Annotated in this window: 15 protein-coding genes, 1 tRNA gene and 1 other annotated feature; of the genes, 13 read left to right on the top strand and 3 right to left on the bottom strand. The window is 44.4% G+C overall.

Translation table 11 applies throughout. The annotated features are described in order from the left end of the window. Positions 1-181: 181 nt before the first annotated feature. Entirely contained in the window at positions 182-1,195 is a 1,014-nt protein-coding gene (locus AB1L17_RS21060) for a YaaC family protein (protein ID WP_412846944.1), read from the bottom strand. 166 nt (positions 1,196-1,361) lie between these two features. Here AB1L17_RS21060 and guaB point away from each other — a divergent pair, with 166 nt between their 5' ends. From guaB to AB1L17_RS20995, 13 genes are all read left to right on the top strand, one after another. After that, on the top strand, positions 1,362-2,822 hold the full coding sequence (gene guaB / locus AB1L17_RS21055; RefSeq protein WP_412846945.1) for an IMP dehydrogenase: 1,461 nt from the start codon (positions 1,362-1,364) through the stop codon (positions 2,820-2,822). 189 nt (positions 2,823-3,011) lie between these two features. Next, positions 3,012-4,328, top strand: coding sequence for a D-alanyl-D-alanine carboxypeptidase family protein (locus AB1L17_RS21050; protein WP_412846947.1), 1,317 nt, complete (start codon positions 3,012-3,014; stop codon positions 4,326-4,328). 105 nt (positions 4,329-4,433) lie between these two features. Continuing rightward, positions 4,434-5,318 (top strand): pyridoxal 5'-phosphate synthase lyase subunit PdxS, encoded by an 885-nt coding sequence (gene pdxS / locus AB1L17_RS21045; protein WP_412846948.1) that lies wholly within the window; start codon positions 4,434-4,436, stop codon positions 5,316-5,318. 10 nt (positions 5,319-5,328) lie between these two features. Continuing rightward, positions 5,329-5,904 carry a pyridoxal 5'-phosphate synthase glutaminase subunit PdxT gene (pdxT, locus tag AB1L17_RS21040; RefSeq protein ID WP_412846949.1) on the top strand — a complete coding sequence of 192 codons (576 nt, stop codon included), beginning with the start codon at positions 5,329-5,331 and terminating at the stop codon, positions 5,902-5,904. A gap of 137 nt (positions 5,905-6,041) precedes the next feature. Next, positions 6,042-6,264, top strand: a binding site (T-box leader). A gap of 52 nt (positions 6,265-6,316) precedes the next feature. Beyond that, positions 6,317-7,600, top strand: a complete 1,284-nt coding sequence (gene serS / locus AB1L17_RS21035) for a serine--tRNA ligase (protein ID WP_412846951.1) — start codon at positions 6,317-6,319, stop codon at positions 7,598-7,600. Positions 7,601-7,774: 174 nt separating this feature from the next. After that, the gene (locus AB1L17_RS21030; RefSeq protein ID WP_412846952.1) at positions 7,775-7,927 is read left to right on the top strand and encodes a hypothetical protein; all 153 of its coding nucleotides are present in this window, start codon (positions 7,775-7,777) and stop codon (positions 7,925-7,927) included. A gap of 97 nt (positions 7,928-8,024) precedes the next feature. Then, positions 8,025-9,632, top strand: coding sequence for a malate synthase A (aceB, locus tag AB1L17_RS21025; RefSeq protein ID WP_412846953.1), 1,608 nt, complete (start codon positions 8,025-8,027; stop codon positions 9,630-9,632). 27 nt (positions 9,633-9,659) lie between these two features. Beyond that, entirely contained in the window at positions 9,660-10,949 is a 1,290-nt protein-coding gene (gene aceA / locus AB1L17_RS21020; RefSeq protein WP_412846954.1) for an isocitrate lyase, read from the top strand. A gap of 91 nt (positions 10,950-11,040) precedes the next feature. Continuing rightward, a tRNA-Arg gene (locus tag AB1L17_RS21015) sits at positions 11,041-11,117 on the top strand. A 177-nt stretch (positions 11,118-11,294) separates the two neighbouring features. After that, the gene (locus AB1L17_RS21010) at positions 11,295-12,362 is read left to right on the top strand and encodes a tyrosine-type recombinase/integrase (protein ID WP_412846955.1); all 1,068 of its coding nucleotides are present in this window, start codon (positions 11,295-11,297) and stop codon (positions 12,360-12,362) included. A gap of 175 nt (positions 12,363-12,537) precedes the next feature. Next, a complete protein-coding gene (locus AB1L17_RS21005) occupies positions 12,538-13,515 on the top strand; it encodes an HNH endonuclease (protein ID WP_412846956.1) in 978 nt (325 codons plus the stop codon). A 24-nt stretch (positions 13,516-13,539) separates the two neighbouring features. Beyond that, positions 13,540-13,863 carry a pyrophosphohydrolase domain-containing protein gene (locus AB1L17_RS21000; RefSeq protein ID WP_412846957.1) on the top strand — a complete coding sequence of 108 codons (324 nt, stop codon included), beginning with the start codon at positions 13,540-13,542 and terminating at the stop codon, positions 13,861-13,863. 33 nt (positions 13,864-13,896) lie between these two features. Then, positions 13,897-14,388, top strand: a complete 492-nt coding sequence (locus AB1L17_RS20995) for a hypothetical protein (RefSeq protein WP_412846958.1) — start codon at positions 13,897-13,899, stop codon at positions 14,386-14,388. Between the two features lie 246 nt (positions 14,389-14,634). On the opposite strand, the gene AB1L17_RS20990 is transcribed toward AB1L17_RS20995, so the two are convergent. Further along, positions 14,635-15,231, bottom strand: coding sequence for a recombinase family protein (locus tag AB1L17_RS20990; RefSeq protein ID WP_412846959.1), 597 nt, complete (start codon positions 15,229-15,231; stop codon positions 14,635-14,637). 325 nt (positions 15,232-15,556) lie between these two features. After that, positions 15,557-16,990 (bottom strand): TOTE conflict system archaeo-eukaryotic primase domain-containing protein, encoded by a 1,434-nt coding sequence (locus AB1L17_RS20985; protein WP_412846960.1) that lies wholly within the window; start codon positions 16,988-16,990, stop codon positions 15,557-15,559. Positions 16,991-17,031 lie beyond the last annotated feature (41 nt).

Here is a 17,031-nt window from a genome sequence, read left to right as displayed (position 1 = left end):
TTGATAGGTTCGGTGTGGAAGCGCGGTAACGCGTGGAGCTGACGAATACTAATCGGTCGAGGACTTATCCACAAATTTAGCAATTGATCATGCAGATCCAGTTTTCAGGGAATAAAAGAAACCTTCTTGCTTATGATAGCAGGAAGGTTTTTTCGTGTTGAAAATGCATTGTCATAGAAAACTAATAGGGATCGGAAGGCAACGAGGGAAGAGGCATAGGATGATTTCGTTGGAAATGCTTCTTAATAACTGAAGGAAAGGTATTTGTGTGATAATCCAAAAAATGTTCGACTAAATATCGCTCGACAAGTCCGTGAGACAGCGTCAACTCTCCCCACCACTCGGTTTCATAGCGGCAAAGCATGCTGAGTAAATAAAGAAGCAAGTAATGACTTGCCCATTCAGGAAGAGGTAGTGAAGAAGCAGAACCATTCCAAAAAAAGAGGATGTTGTTATGTAAACGAAATAATGGGTGTTGATCGAGTTCAGACAGGGCACACTGAGGAAGGGTCAGTTCCTTTATGTTTTTGCCCATTTCCCCGTTTAGCTTTTCCAGATTGCAAAAAGACGGGGTTAGCCTACGAATATACTGGATAAAGGTCTCTGTAGAGTATGATAAAGGCCCATCCATTTTTTCGGGAAAGGTAATACGAACCATATCATCACGGCTTATTTGATCAATTCTCAAGGGTATCCAGTTACATGGTTTATCAGTAGCAATACGATAACTATCACTGACGATGGGAATGGATGAAAATAAATCATGGACCAGATAGCGGTCTTGTAAAGGTGAAAGCTGGAATGCTTGAGCTAATTGCGCAAAAAAACCTTCCTTTTGTGGACGAATTTCGTCCTCCATCAGCAAGTAGGCGTTTCGTTTGAGCTTTCTTGTCGTTACACCATGCTGAAGTACACGACTGTTTTGAGGATAATATGGATCACGGGTCAACAACATCCCTTTCAACAAATGAGAGCATCCATAAAACAGCAATAATGGCTGGATGGACAGGTCAGCAACAGCGGAGGTCGTATAAAAATGTCTGGCTTGCTTCCATAGAAAGAGGAAACGGGAGCTTTGTTGAAAAGCGAGTCGATCAGCATGCTCAACTCCCATGTCATGGTAGCAGGCGGCCAAGTATTTTCGGGCAGTTGGTTCTGTCTCTAAATAGCGTAATGTTTTCCAAGCGTTATCCATCGTAACCACCTTTACCAATTTTCGTAATATGTATAAGTTTTCCTATTTGTTTTTTGATTTATCTGTCTAATCGATTCTATAACCGAACGATATACTCATTTCTTGACAGTAAATTAAGCCGTTTGTTAAACTGTCTTAAACCATTCGCCGAGAGGAGCTTTCAACTGTGCGGGAAGACAAATTTGTTAAAGAGGGTTTAACGTTTGATGATGTATTGCTCATTCCAGCAAAATCTGAAGTTTTGCCAAGGGATGTTGATCTTAGAGTACAATTGAGTGAAAATGTGAAGCTGAATATTCCCCTGATCAGTGCTGGTATGGACACCGTTACGGAGTCTGGACTAGCGATCGCGATGGCACGCCAAGGTGGTATCGGGATTATTCATAAAAACATGACGATCGAGCAACAAGCAGGCGAAGTCGATCGTGTAAAACGCTCAGAAAGTGGCGTTATTACCAACCCATTCTCTTTGACACAAGAACACACAGTCGAAGAAGCAAATGCTCTCATGGGCAAATATCGTATCTCTGGTGTTCCGATTGTCGATGACAATCAAAAGCTGATCGGAATTCTTACTAACCGCGACCTTCGCTTTGTGCATGACTTCTCCATTAAAATCAAAGAGGTTATGACCAAGGAAAATCTGGTGACGGCTTCTGTGGGTACTACTTTGCAGCAAGCTGAAGCGATTTTGCAAAAGCATAAGATCGAGAAGCTCCCTTTGGTAGATGAGAACAACACTCTGCGGGGACTCATTACGATTAAAGATATTGAAAAAGCAATTCAATACCCACATGCTGCAAAAGATGCGCAAGGCCGCTTGTTGTGTGGAGCTGCTGTAGGAGTATCAGCGGATACATTTGAGCGTGCAGCAGCACTGGTACAAGCTGGCGTGGACGTATTGGTGATCGATACCGCACATGGGCATTCTAAAGGCGTAATTGAAACGGTAAAAGCAGTTCGCAAGGAATACCCAACGCTCACCATTGTGGCAGGGAACGTTGCGACTGGACAAGCTACTCGTGATCTGATCGAAGCTGGCGCATCTGTGGTGAAGGTGGGTATCGGTCCTGGTTCCATTTGTACAACTCGTGTCGTAGCAGGTATCGGTGTTCCGCAAATTACAGCGATCCACGATTGTGCGCAAGTAGCGCGAGAGTACAATATTCCAATTATTGCCGACGGCGGCATTAAATACTCCGGTGATTTGCCAAAAGCGATTGGTGCAGGTGCTTCTGTGATCATGATCGGCAGTCTGTTCGCTGGAACAGAAGAAAGCCCGGGCGAATTCGAGATTTTCCAAGGTCGTCGTTTCAAGGTGTATCGTGGAATGGGATCGATTGGAGCGATGAAGGCAGGCAGTAAGGACCGTTACTTCCAAGAGAACGCACAAAAGCTCGTTCCGGAAGGGATCGAAGGACGCGTTCCTTACAAAGGGCCATTGGCGGATGTAACCTATCAGCTAATTGGTGGATTGCGTGCCGGTATGGGATACTGCGGAGCGAAAACAATCGAAGATTTGATTCAAAACTCCCAATTTGTCCGTATTACGGGTGCAGGCTTGCGTGAAAGCCACCCACACGATGTGCAAATTACAAAAGAATCACCAAACTATTCGATTTCCTAAGCGAAAAACAGTACGAAAGACCTACGTCCCCTTTCTTTTTAAAAGAGAGGGGATTTTTACTAGCCACATATATGTGGAAATAGGAGGAAACACGCTTCAAGCCACCCTGTAACCTATGGTAAACTTACAATTGTGTGCCTTGTGTCAAGAAAAAATGAAATCGACAGAAATAGGAGAGTGAGAGATTACATGAAGCGAAAGACATGGACAAAGCGATTGACAGGTCTGTTCCTTTCTGTCGCTGTTTTTGCTACAGCAATGGGTGGAACGGTTTCAAAGGTGGAAGCCGCCCCTGTAGCATCTCAAGCGAATTTACAATTGGTAGCGAAGTCTGCCATTCTTGTTGACGCAGAGACAGGAAGGGTTCTCTATAGTAAAGATCCGGACGTAGCCCTTCCGCCTGCGAGTATGAGTAAAATCATGTCTGAATATCTCGTCCAAGAAGCCATCAAGCAAAAGAAAATCAGTTGGGATGATGTTGTCCCAGTAAGTGAATATGCGTTCTATATCGCCAAAATTTCCGATGCATCTGGTGTGTACCTGAATTTAGGAGAATCATTTACTGTTAAACAGTTGTACGAAGCGATGGCAATTGTTTCTGCCAACGACGCAACCGTACTTTTGGCAGAGAAGATTGCAGGCAGTGAGCCAGCCTTTGTTGAAATGATGAACAAAAAAGCAGTAGAGCTAGGAATGAAAAATACCTCATTCGTCACTTCTACTGGTTTGCCAGCAAATGAGTTGGGCCCATACTCAGTCAAGACTGATCAAACGGAAAACCTGATGTCTGCTCGAGATTCGGCGATCCTCGCACGTGCTCTGATTCGTGATTTTCCCGAGGCGTTGGAAATTTCCAAAAAACCAAGCTTCAAATTCCGCACAGGCACCCCAAATGAGTGGAGTAAGAAAAGCTACAACTGGATGCTGCCGGGTCTAATTAGCTACTATCCAGGCGTAGACGGATTGAAGACAGGTTATACCCAAGCAGCAGGCTATTGCTTTACAGGTACAGCAACTCGCGACAACATGCGTTTGATTAGCGTAGTGATGAATACAGAAAGCGATACACAGCGCTTTTCTGAGACAAGAAAACTGTTTGACTACGGATTTGGCAATTTCAAACTCACGAAGCAAATGGACAAGAATGTACCAGTTAAAGGTTTTGAAACAGCTCCTGTGAAAAATGGTGTTGAGGTAACCGTGCCAGCCGTTACAGGTAGCGAAGTGAAAATGATCACCAAAATCGGTACCGAAACAAAGTTCACGCCAACTGTTACTTTCCAAGATCTAACCGCACCGATTCAGCAAGGACAAGTTATCGGTAAGGTCGTTTTGAAAGAAGAAGGTATCAAGGATTCGGATTACTTGCAGCCTGAAGACGCAGCAAAAGCAGGTGTGGATGTCGTAGCAGGTCAGGCAGTAGAGGAAGCCAGCTGGATTCGTCTGTTCTTCCGCAGTATTATAGAATTCTTCAGCAATCTGTTTAGCAGTGGAACAGGAAATTAATTAACTATTGTTTTTCCTTACATCTATCGTTTACAATGACGGTAACAGGAACCATAACACCACATAACAGTTTCGGTTCTGACTCATGATGTAGGGGGTAATGACATGGTACAAGTAGGAACATCCCGCGTTAAAAGAGGTATGGCTGAAATGCAAAAGGGCGGCGTGATCATGGACGTCGTGAATGCTGAGCAAGCGAAAATTGCGGAAGCAGCAGGTGCTGTTGCTGTAATGGCTTTGGAGCGTGTACCGTCTGACATTCGTGCAGCAGGTGGAGTTGCTCGTATGGCGGACCTTAGCATTGTTGAGGAAGTACTGAAGGCTGTTTCGATCCCTGTTATGGCTAAAGCTCGTATCGGTCATTTTGTAGAAGCGCGTGTTCTCGAGTCACTGGGTGTGGACTACCTCGATGAGAGTGAAGTATTGACTCCCGCAGATGACTTGTACCATATAAATAAAAAAGAGTTCACTGTACCGTTCGTATGTGGTGCCCGTGATCTGGGTGAAGCCCTCCGCCGTATCGGGGAAGGTGCATCCATGATCCGCACAAAAGGTGAGCCAGGAACCGGAAACATCGTAGAGGCTGTTCGTCATATGCGCACCATGATGTCCCAAATCCGTAAAGTGCAAGCAATGTCTTACGATGAGCTGATGGCAGAAGCCAAAAACCTGGGTGCCCCATACGAGCTGCTTGAAGAGGTGCACAAAACCGGTAAGCTGCCAGTCGTGAACTTCGCAGCAGGTGGAGTCGCAACACCAGCAGATGCAGCACTGATGATGCAATTGGGCTCTGATGGCGTATTCGTAGGCTCTGGTATCTTTAAATCAGAGAATCCAGAGAAGTTTGCTCGCGCGATTGTAGAAGCAACTACCCACTACACGGATTACGAACTGATTGCTCGCGTATCCAAAGGCTTGGGGACAGCAATGCCGGGAATCGAAATCTCCAAAATCCGTGAAGCTGATCGCATGCAAGAGCGCGGCTGGTAAGGTGAGTAGCATGAAAATCGGCGTACTCGCTCTACAAGGAGCTGTAGCAGAACATTTGCGTATGCTAGAAGAGGTTGGCGCGACAGCCGTCCCGGTCAAAAGAGTAGAAGAGCTGGATGACCTCGATGGACTCGTCATTCCCGGTGGGGAAAGCACCACGATTAGCAAGCTAATGCACAAGTATGGATTCATGGAGGCGGTTCAAGAGTTCGGTAAGGCGAACAAGCCGATCTTCGGAACTTGCGCAGGAGCGATTCTTCTGGCCAAACGGATTCAAGGACAAGAGGATTGCCATCTAGGGCTAATGGATATCAAAGTGGAGCGGAATGCTTTTGGTCGCCAAAAGGAAAGCTTTGAAGTCACGATGCCTGTAGCGGGTGTGGCAGCCGATTACCCGGCAGTGTTTATCCGAGCACCGTATATCATGGAAGTGGGCGATAACGGTCAAGTATTGGCAAAGCACGAAGACAAGATCGTGGTTGCTCGAAGCGGTCACTATTTGGCAGCAGCCTTTCACCCAGAATTGACTAAAGATACAAGACTGCACAAATACTTCCTCGACATGGTCAAGGAATACAGAAGCTAAATGGTACGAAATATAATTACGAAAGATCGGCCGTAAAAAGGTGCCGATCTTTCTTTTTTAGGGAAAGATCGTGGTTGGCTGCTCTTTACATACGTATAGAACCTGTAGTACAGTTAACAATAATAGTATTCATGAATGAGAATGCGATGATGAGAACAAGTACTTCGCAAGAGCCAGGCTTAGAGAGTCGGTGGTAGGTGCAAACCGATCCGGTTGTGTGAAGGAATCCATCTCGGAGTGGCAAAGGAACAACTTTGCCCGGAACCGTCCCGTTATGACGGAAGAGTGGACATATGCATGAAGGATTGCTGCATGTGTCAACGAGGGTGGCAACGCGGGTATACAACACTCGTCCCTTACCAGGGGACGGGTGTTTTTTGTTTTTTTCAATACGATTCGGAGGGATTTACACATGTTGGACGTAAAAGTATTGCGCCAGGATTTAGAAGAAGTAAAACGCCGTTTGGCTCATCGCAATGAGGATATTTCTGCGCTGGATCAATTCGTAGAAGTAGATGAAAAACGTCGTCAAGTCATCCAAGAAGCAGAAGCACTGAAAAATAAGCGTAACACGGTATCCGAGCAAGTAGCGGTCATGAAACGCAATAAAGAAAATGCGGATCATCTGATCGCTGAAATGAAGGAAGTAAACGAGCGCATCAAGGCGTTGGATGAAGAGCTTCGCCAACTGGACGAACAGCTGGACTTCATTCTGCTGAGCCTCCCGAATCTGCCGCACGAAAGCACACCAATTGGTACTTCTGAAGACGATAACATTGTTGCGTGGACATGGGGTGAGCCACGTGCATTCGACTTCGAGATTAAGCCGCACTGGGAGCTGGCTAGCCAAGCAGGCATCCTCGATTTTGAAACTGCTGCCAAGGTAACAGGTAGCCGCTTTGTTTTCTATAAAGGATTGGGCGCACGTCTGGAGCGCGCATTGATGAACTTCATGATGGATTTGCACGCGAACGAGCATGGCTATGAGGAAGTGATCCCGCCATATATCGTAAACCGTACGAGTATGACGGGAACTGGCCAATTGCCTAAGTTCGAAGAGGATGCGTTTAAAATCGAAGGACCTGATTACTTCCTGATTCCAACCGCAGAGGTGCCAGTTACGAACATGCATCGAGATGAAATCATGGATGGAGCGGATCTCCCTCGCTACTACACTGCTTTCAGCGCATGTTTCCGTTCGGAAGCAGGGTCTGCTGGCCGCGATACACGTGGACTGATTCGTCAGCATCAATTCAACAAGGTTGAGCTGGTGAAATTCGTGAAGCCAGAAGAATCTTATGATGAGCTCGACAAGCTGGTGAAAAACGCCGAGAAGGTGCTTCAGCTGCTTGGCTTGCCATACCGTGTTCTGAGCATGTGCACAGGCGATCTTGGATTTACGGCTGCGAAGAAATTCGACCTGGAGGTTTGGATTCCGAGCGGCGACACATACCGTGAAATCTCGTCTTGCTCGAACTTTGAAGATTTCCAAGCGCGCCGTGCGAATATCCGATTCCGCCGCGATACGAAATCGAAGCCAGAATTTGTGCATACACTCAATGGCTCTGGTCTGGCGATTGGACGCACAGTAGCAGCGATCTTGGAAAACTACCAAGAGGCAGACGGAGCGATCGTGATTCCAGAAGTTCTTCGTCCGTACATGGGCGGAGTAGACAAAATCGCACCGAAGCAATAAGCGAGAGATTTGGAAAGCAGCTCTTGATCCATAGCGGGTCAGGGGCTGTTTTATTTTGTGTACTAATACAGGTGGAATTTTTTAAAAAACGTATTGCACTGTACTAATCTCTGTTATATAATAAAAACAAATTTTAAGAATATTGTTTTAATACAGAATTGGAGGGAATGGAGAATGGACTGCTATCGGTGTGAAGGAAACGGCGAGCAAAATTGCCCAAGATGTGGAGGCGTTGGTCTGGATGCCAACGGAACGGCTTGCCACAATTGCTTGGGAGACGGGCATGTATGCTGCAGCCATTGCAGTGGCAGCGGGTATCAGGAGTAAGAGCATTTTTTTTGTAACTTCTGTTATATAATAAAATTATTTTTATTAATCTGTACCATAATAACTTTAACTTTTGATTGAGGGAGGAGGAGCTGTTTTGACTACTGTACCAACGAATCCATATCCGCTGGAGGTTCAGATTTCCGGCGAGATGCACCCGGGTTATCAAGATATCCTGACACCAGAAGCGATTCAATTTGTAATGAAGCTGGAGCAAAGGTTTGGAGACAGACGCAAACAATTGCTGGCCAAACGCGTGGAGCGTCAATTGCAGATCGATGCGGGTCAACTGCCCGATTTTCTACAGGAGACAGCGGACATTCGCAAAGGAGATTGGACTGTTGCCCCATTGCCGCAAGATTTGCAGGACAGACGGGTGGAGATTACGGGACCTTCTGGAGATCGGAAAATGGTCATCAATGCACTGAACTCAGGTGCTCGGCTTTTCATGGCGGACTTTGAGGACGCGAACTCGCCGACCTGGGAGAACACGATACAAGGCCAAATCAATATGAAGGATGCGGTGCGCCGCAATATCTCTTACATCAGTCCAGAAGGCAAATCATACACCCTCAATGAAAAGACAGCGGTTTTGATCGTGCGTCCTCGTGGCTGGCATCTTGATGAAAAACACATCCTCCTCGATCAAAAGCCGATCTCTGGCAGCTTGTTTGACTTCGGACTTTACTTTTACCACAACGTAGATGCTCTTATTGCTAATCAGACAGCACCGTATTTCTACTTACCGAAACTGGAGAGCCACCTAGAAGCTCGCCTTTGGAACGACGTCTTTCTTTTCGCGCAGGATGAATTAAATATTCCACGGGGAACGATTCGTGCGACAGTACTGATCGAAACGATTCTCGCAGCTTTTGAGATGGATGAAATCCTGTACGAGCTGCGCGAGCATAGTGCGGGACTGAATTGCGGGCGTTGGGACTACATTTTCAGCTATATCAAAAAGCTGCGGAGTCAGCCGGATGTCGTCACGCCGGATCGTGCGCAGGTAACGATGACCGTCCCATTCATGAAAGCATACACCACGCTGGCGGTGAAGACATGCCATAAGCGGATGGCACCCTGCATTGGCGGAATGGCCGCACAAATACCAGTAAAAAATGATCCTGTACAAAATGCTGAAGCCATCGCCAAAGTGCGCGCTGACAAAGAACGGGAAGCGTACGACGGACATGATGGAACTTGGGTTGCTCATCCTGGGCTGGTGCCCGTAGCCATGGAGGTATTCGATAGGTTGATGAGAGAGCCGAACCAAATCTGGTATAAACGCGAAGACGTAGACGTATCGGCTAGTCATCTGCTGGCAGTTCCCGAGGGCACGATTACTGAAGCGGGTGTCCGTACGAACATTAGCGTAGGCTTGCAGTACATCGAGGCGTGGCTGCGAGGCTCTGGGGCTGTCCCGATCAACAATCTGATGGAGGATGCGGCTACTGCGGAAATTTCGCGAGCACAAGTTTGGCAATGGATTCGCCATCGTCACGGAGTTTTGCAGGATGGTAGAAAGGTGACGGAAGGATTAGTGAAACAGTTGCTGAGTGAGGAACTGCAAGCGATCAAACAAGCAATTGGCCAAGAGAAGTACGAGAACAGCAAATATCAGATTGCTGGAGAGCTGTTCCTGCAATTGGTAACCACAGACGATTTTGAAGATTTCCTAACCGTACCGGGCTATCGCTATTTGTAAAAATAAAAAAGAGTGGGGGAAATGAAAATGACCAAACAAAACAAGCAGGAAGCGATTCAACAGGTGGAGCAAAGCTGGCAGGGGGAGCGTTTTCAAGGGATTACACGCCCGTATGCGGCAGAGGATGTCGTGCGCTTGCGCGGTTCCGTGCAGATCGAGCATACGCTGGCTCGTCTAGGGGCAGAGCGTCTGTGGAACCTGTTGCATACCGAGCATCATATTAAAGCGTTGGGGGCTTTGACCGGGAATCAAGCGATTCAGCAGGTAAAGGCAGGATTAAAAGCAATTTATTTGAGTGGCTGGCAGGTAGCCGCTGATGCCAATCTGTCGGGTCAGATGTATCCTGATCAAAGCCTCTACCCGGCAAACAGTGTTCCACAGGTCGTGAAAAGAATTAATCAGGCATTGCAGCGCGCTGATCAGATCGATCAATCAGAGGGTGGTACTGACACGCATTGGTTTGCTCCGATCGTAGCAGACGCAGAAGCGGGCTTTGGTGGGCCACTGAACGTCTTCGAATTGATGAAGGGTATGATTGAAGCGGGAGCAGCAGGTGTACATTTTGAAGACCAGCTGGCTTCTGAGAAAAAATGCGGCCATATGGGCGGAAAGGTACTCATTCCAACGCAAGCAGCTGTGCGTAATCTGATTTCCGCCAGATTTGCGGCGGATGTGATGGGAGTACCGACCCTTATCGTGGCACGTACCGATGCCAATGGCGCTTTCCTGATTACCAGTGACATCGACGAGCAGGATAAACCATTCCTGACAGGAGAACGTACAGCAGAAGGATTCTTCCGTCTACGCGGCGGCTTGGATGCAGCAATCGCCCGTGGTCTTGCGTACGCTCCTTACGCAGATTTGATCTGGTGCGAGACTTCTGAGCCAAATCTGGAGGAAGCACGTCGTTTTGCCGAAGCGATTCATGCCAAATATCCGGGCAAGCTGTTGGCGTACAATTGCTCTCCTTCGTTTAACTGGAAAAAGAAGCTGGATGAAAAGTCCATTGCGCGCTTCCAAGAAGAGCTTGGCGAGATGGGCTACAAGTTCCAATTCGTCACACTCGCAGGCTTCCACTCCCTAAATTACAGCATGTTTGAACTGGCGCGTGGCTATCGTGATCGCGGAATGGCTGCCTATTCCGAATTGCAGCAGGCTGAGTTCGGCAGTGAAGTGTATGGCTATACGGCGACACGCCATCAGCGTGAAGTGGGTACTGGCTATTTCGATGAGGTGGCACAGGTTATCTCCGGGGGCAATTCCTCTACGACTGCCCTCAGCGGGTCGACGGAAGAGGAGCAGTTTGCTCATAACTAAACAGGAAAAGAGAAGGACTAGGGCTTGTTTTCCCTAGTCCTTTATTTGCCAAATAAGGTGATTCTTTTTATAATGGAACCAAAGAATGAATGTCCCCGTAGCTCAGCAGGATAGAGCAACGGTTTCCTAAACTGTAGGTCGGAGGTTCGAATCCTCTCGGGGACGCCATCACAGGAAAAAGCCTTGTATCAAGGTTTTTTTGCTTTTAGTGGGGTTAAAATGGACTCACAGTTCATCCTTTAAAAATGGATAGACTGTTGCTCCATACCTTGCGAAACTGTTGTTACATTTGACTAATCCAACAGACCCGCTTCCTCCGACAGTCGAACTCAGGAGGCTATTAAGATGGTGACTGAAAAAGGAACAGAAAAACGGAAGGGAAAACGTATTGTACTTGAACGAAACCAATCGTTCACTGACTATCCGACAACTAATCTGTGTCAAATGAGCATCGCAGAAGCGTTCAAGCTATTCGTAAGCGTAAAAGAATCTGAAAACGTAAAACCTCGAACAAAAGCGGAATACCATGTTCAGTTTGGGTATTTTCGAGAATGGTTGAACTCAAACTACTCCGAACCTCTAAACGTACAAGATATTAGCTCCTCAATTATTCGCTCATACATCAATTACTTGGCATATGAAAAGATTCGTTATGAAGGTGTTGACCACAGAGTGATCAATGATGTGCGCGGGTTGTCTCCGTACTCTGTTAACATTCGCATACGATTCCTAAAAGCATGGTTTAATGTACTGGTAAAAGAACAGATGCTCATTAAGAATCCAGCAAATAGTATCAAACTGATGAAGGTCGAAATAGACACAAAGCAGTCTTTGAGCGAGGAAGAAGTTCGTCTTCTATTGCAACAGCCAAATCAAAAATCATTTGCTCAATTTAGAGACTTCGTGATGATTATGCTATTCATTGACAGTGGGATGAGAGTACAAGAGGTTTGTTCTCTGGACATAGAAGATATTGATTTTGCCTCTCGTTGCATCAACTTGCCAGCAGTAAAGAATAAAAATCGTAAAAACCGTATTATTCCTTTATCAAATCAAATGAGCCGCTTACTCCAAGAATTGTGTAGCGATACCCAGCGGTACTTTGATACCAAAGTCGTATTTGTTAGCAATTTCGGTGAACGGTTGACCGCAGACGGTATACGAACGAACTTAACCAAATACGCAAAGAAAGCGGGAATCACTCGCTCAGTCACCCCACATGCTTTCCGCAGATTCTATGCCAAGCATTCCGCACTAAACGGTATGGATATATTCACTTTACAGCGGGTTCTTGGTCATGCCGACATTACGACGACACGACGATACGTTCAATTGGGTAAAGACGACTTAATCACTCAGCACAATCAATTTAGTCCGCTCGCAAACGTTATTCGAGCCAAAAATTATAAATGAACATATCAATCGATTTAAGTGAGGTCAAGGCTATTACCAAGAGAAGAATCATAAGATAAGCAAAGGCAGTGGCAAGAGTTCGCGAAGTATCGCGAACTCTTTTTGAAGGTGGCTTGACAATATTGTCGAAAGTATTACTCTATGTAACTGAAAAACGAACGAATCGGAGTATAAAATGAACTTTATAGAAAAATGGCTTCACATTATCAGAAATTGTAACTTTGACAACACATATAAAATGGCTTGGGCAAAGGCAATTACTGAAATTGCTATTGAACATGAAGCATCTTACGAATCCAATGAGAAAGTAGAAATCCAACTTCGAGATATTGCTAAGAACGTTCTTCGTTATTATTTCGAGCAGACGATCTTTTTTGATCTTCAACAAAGCGGAAATCCTAATAAACCACCAATGATGGTATCGATAGCGAAAGGTTTGATTGCTTCGTTTAAGGCGCATTCAGACTCTACAAAGCCCGTTAAATGGTTTAGGGCTAATATTGAGTCACTTTGCCTAAAGGAATATGAGAAATCCGTCAGCGCGGCTGTGAGAGCGTTAAAGGCAGATGTTAGCTACCGTTTCTTACGGATTGAAGGCAAAGAAGTCGATGGCGTTTACGAATATGAGCAAAAAGCAGATAGTCTATTCATAGATGCAGAAAATTTATATGCACTTAGGCAAAATAAGCTGATTGTACTCGATGCGATAAATTATCGTTGGACTCAGATGCTGGAGAATTTTAACCATTCACCAAGGCTTTCAAAGAAGGTTAGGATAATCGACGAAGATCAAGTACAGCGGAAACCCCTTGGCAAATTTTCACGTTATCTTGAAGCCGAAAATCCAGAGTTTCTGTGCTTCTTGTGTGGATTAAAAGTTGAGGGGGAGACGCCTGCTATCGATCATGTGATACCTTGGAGTTACTTGTATTCGGATGACTTATGGAATTTGGTCTATTCTCACCAAACATGCAATAGCAGTAAGTCCAACGTGATACCAAATGAAGAAATGATTCAACTACTCGAAGCGAGAAACATTGTTCTACATCAACGATTAAAGCAAAATGAGATGCTGGATAAGCATGTTTCCGAACTCGAACTAGCTATAGAAAAAAATCTTGTGCGTAAATTTTGGATAGCTTGTCAGGGATAGATGTAATAGAGCGGAGGAAGCAGGTTGAAGGTATACAACAAGTTAGTTCGCGATAAGATTCCTCAGATTATCGAGAGTAACGGAAAGCAATGTTCTGTTAGAGTGCTTGATGATGCTAAAAATGATGCTGCGTTAAAGATAAAGATGCAGGAAGAACTTAATGAGTTTCTTGAAGCGACAGAGCCAGGACAACAGATGGAGGAACTAGCCGATCTGTTAGAGGTAGTGTATGCCTTCGTGCAGAACAAAGGAGTAGGATTGGAGGAACTTGAGCGTATTCGTCAGGAAAAGTATGTAGAACGCGGCGGGTTTCAACAAAGGATTTTCTTGCAGGGTGTCGAAGGGTGAATCAAATTAGTTTCTAAGGGAGGGGAAGAGAAAATGAAGCATTTGCTTATCAAATATGTTCAACCACAAGAAATCAATAACCATGTTGACCCTAACTTTACTTACCTTACATACGGTGATAGCGGAGCGAGAGGTTCATTAATCTCAAAGAAAACCACACAAGGCTCATATGTATTTTTTCACACTTCATACAACAACAAAGAGTATATTACTGCGTATTTCTACATTGAAAAGGTTCTTGAAATAGGGGTAAATCAAGCTGAGATTGCAAATTTAAAATCCGATGCAAAGAATGATGAAGTTGTAATTATTGGTAACAGGGATTTTTCGAAGATTCTATCCTATCCACTTCCCTTTGATAAGAGGGTTGTGGAAAGACTCCAATCGTTAAATATTGATCTGAGTAAGGTTGATCGTGGGGAACAATCAGAACTGAAGACTATATCTGATTCAACAAGAACTCATCGCGAATTGACAGATGAAGAAGTAGATTGGCTAATAAGCGAATGTTCAAACAGAGGGTAATTACGATTTGATTAAATGGCATTGAAGACCTCTCATGTTAAAAGAGGTCTTCTTTTTAGTTCTCAATAAAATTCAGATTCAATTGAGTGATGCTTTGATGGAGGATACTTCGGCGTAATTCGAAGATTACCTTTCGTATCGGTATTAAAAATAAGATCGGATTTCGGTGTAGGAGTGTTATAAATGCTGTTATGGGGACTAAGGGCGGTCTGTCTGTTAACTCAGCCCCCATCAGCTTTTTTGAACTCACTTGTCACTTTCTAGTTTCTTTAATTCAGCGTACAATGTAGCCTTTGGTATCCCAGTGGACTTAATGATCTCGCTTACTGTCAGTCTGTTAGACCCTCTCTCGGCGTACAGTTTCAATGCACGTTTGATGATACTTGCATCCTGTGCAGGACGCCCCATATGAGTTCCCTTAGCCTTGGCGCGTTCTCTGCCCTCTGTAGTACGGTCTACGATTAAGTCGCGCTCAAATTGTGCGAAAGAGCCTAACATGTTAAACATCAGTGACTGCATGGGAGTAGCTTTATCTAAGGCTACAAAGTGTAGATTGTCCTTCAAGAACTTCACATTGACACCTCTTGTTAACAAGTCATTGACGATGTTGTTAAGGTCGATAATGGAACGAGCTAGACGGTCTATCTTGGTTACAACAAGCGTATCGCCTTCTGACATTACTTCTAATAATTCTTTTAGTGCAGAACGCTTCTCTGTAGATGTTCCAGTCATCTGCTCATGATAGATGTTAATACAGCCCGCTTCTTTAAGGAGGTGTTTCTGAGTCTCTATTCCGTTGTCTTGACCCACTGTTGAAGTTCTAGCATAGCCGTACATAGTCATCGTCAATCACTCCATTTAGTACAAATGTTAACAAACTTCTACACCATTAATTTTAGACTATCTTTTGGACATATTCAAGTCTTAATCTTATAGACTTATAGACTGTTTTTGGGCTATGGCAGAAGTCTAAACTTCTGGACTAATGTACGATATTACCTACAATAGATTATTTATCTCTTTACTCTCTGGAACTCAATGGGTTTTAAGCACAATCAGCCATTCAACTATTTACTTAATCAGTACAAGTATCAACCAATGAGTGATCGAGCAGTGAGCTTACGCGTCAATCACATCAACAACGTCAACGCGCAAACAATATATCAAGTTAGCTGACTAAACTCTCATACTGTTTCCTTGGCAACATATCATTCAATTCCTTTTTTTCAAAGAAGTACAATATACAAGACTTAAAATCATGAGACTCATTAATCGTCAAAACATTTGAAACGTCAACAGTAATATCAATATTTAAGCGATACAGATTAGGTTTATGACGTTGCAACCCTTTTCCGCCTACTGGCTTCCTGTTACGTGCAACAGCTTCAATAACACCTAAATCAATCAACTTGATTACTTGGTTTCTTGCTGTTTTTTCAGTTACGCCTGTGGCTGATGCAATCATTGAAAACGGCATATAAAAAACGCCCTGCATATTCGCATGGCGTTTAGAGTGCTTCAGCAGTGCATATGTGATTAGTTTCTGATTTTTCTCAGGACACTTTTCAATAATCCATTTCAATTCGTTTAGAGTAACTGTTAAGTCCTTGTTGCCGCCGCATAAATTATAGTCCTTCTCATAAACGTCTCGAACAATTAAGTCAATGTCCTTGTAACAATCGCTTAGCTTTGTTGTATATGAACCAGGATTTTGCGAGTCCATCCAACCATACAATTCGGTTTTGCATTCGTCTCGTTCGTATCCACAGTATTTGAGATACCTACAGATCAAGAATGTTGAGTTGTGTCGGCTACCTTGTACTTGTAATCCTTCGGTTAGAAGCTTCTTCGCTCGCTCAATCGAATAATCTTCTGACTGTTCATGATTCGTCAGCGGCACAAATGGACTGATTGCATCTTCTGCTTTAATCAAATTTTTCGTATCAATCTTCTGTTTATCTGTGTCATTGATCTCAAGTAGGTCTAACACTTGCTGACTATCTATCTTGTTAATCGTTAGCAGATACGCTTCTGATTGTTGCTTGCCCATCACATTAAAATCATCGTCAATGAATCCACAATACTTTCCTGTCTTCTGATGAATGCCTAGCGGTAACTTGACACCTTGACTGCTAGTAACCCTAAACTCAACCTTGTTACCAGTGTCAGAGTGTTCAACAACATCTGACATTTGAATCACATAATTGAAGAATCTTTTTGCATTGTCAACTTTTATCAGGTCTTCGAAGAATATATCGATGTGATAGCCCTTATTACCACTAAAGCTGATGTGATGTTCGATATTCAATTCGTTCAATGTATTTGCAACCTTACCTGTAACCCATTTTGCTTTGGGTGGATAATGAAAATCTACGTCAAATGTCATGAACCTTGTTGTTTGTTCGCCGCTGAACGTGCCAACAGTAAATTTACCAGTGAGATGTTGTTCAAAGTGCCAATCATTCAATTTTGGCGTCTTCTTTCCTTGATTATTTGTTCGCCCTGCAATACATGTAATGTAACCTTGCTTAGACTGCCTTAAATATCTGCCTGTCTGTACGATATACAGATCATCGAGTTTTTTGATTATATCCTTTTGCATTAGTGAACGCCCCTTTGAATTATCAATTGTCTTTTTAAATT

The sequence above is a fragment of the Brevibacillus jepli genome (assembly GCF_047229145.1).
GTDB lineage: Bacteria > Bacillota > Bacilli > Brevibacillales > Brevibacillaceae > Brevibacillus.
The sequence above is the reverse complement of the archived record's forward strand: the minus strand, read 5'-3'. Positions and strand labels throughout refer to the sequence as shown.

What these genes read in the sequence shown, in the direction of transcription:
- AB1L17_RS21060 (WP_412846944.1), bottom strand. Translation starts at nt 1,195, where the DNA reads ATGGATAACGCTTGGAAAACATTACGCTATTTAGAGACAGAACCAACT.
- AB1L17_RS21050 (WP_412846947.1), top strand. Translation starts at nt 3,012, where the DNA reads ATGAAGCGAAAGACATGGACAAAGCGATTGACAGGTCTGTTCCTTTCT.
- pdxS (WP_412846948.1), top strand. Translation starts at nt 4,434, where the DNA reads ATGGTACAAGTAGGAACATCCCGCGTTAAAAGAGGTATGGCTGAAATG.
- pdxT (WP_412846949.1), top strand. Translation starts at nt 5,329, where the DNA reads ATGAAAATCGGCGTACTCGCTCTACAAGGAGCTGTAGCAGAACATTTG.
- serS (WP_412846951.1), top strand. Translation starts at nt 6,317, where the DNA reads ATGTTGGACGTAAAAGTATTGCGCCAGGATTTAGAAGAAGTAAAACGC.
- AB1L17_RS21030 (WP_412846952.1), top strand. Translation starts at nt 7,775, where the DNA reads ATGGACTGCTATCGGTGTGAAGGAAACGGCGAGCAAAATTGCCCAAGA.
- aceA (WP_412846954.1), top strand. Translation starts at nt 9,660, where the DNA reads ATGACCAAACAAAACAAGCAGGAAGCGATTCAACAGGTGGAGCAAAGC.
- AB1L17_RS21010 (WP_412846955.1), top strand. Translation starts at nt 11,295, where the DNA reads ATGGTGACTGAAAAAGGAACAGAAAAACGGAAGGGAAAACGTATTGTA.
- AB1L17_RS21005 (WP_412846956.1), top strand. Translation starts at nt 12,538, where the DNA reads ATGAACTTTATAGAAAAATGGCTTCACATTATCAGAAATTGTAACTTT.
- AB1L17_RS20995 (WP_412846958.1), top strand. Translation starts at nt 13,897, where the DNA reads ATGAAGCATTTGCTTATCAAATATGTTCAACCACAAGAAATCAATAAC.
- AB1L17_RS20990 (WP_412846959.1), bottom strand. Translation starts at nt 15,231, where the DNA reads ATGACTATGTACGGCTATGCTAGAACTTCAACAGTGGGTCAAGACAAC.
- AB1L17_RS20985 (WP_412846960.1), bottom strand. Translation starts at nt 16,990, where the DNA reads ATGCAAAAGGATATAATCAAAAAACTCGATGATCTGTATATCGTACAG.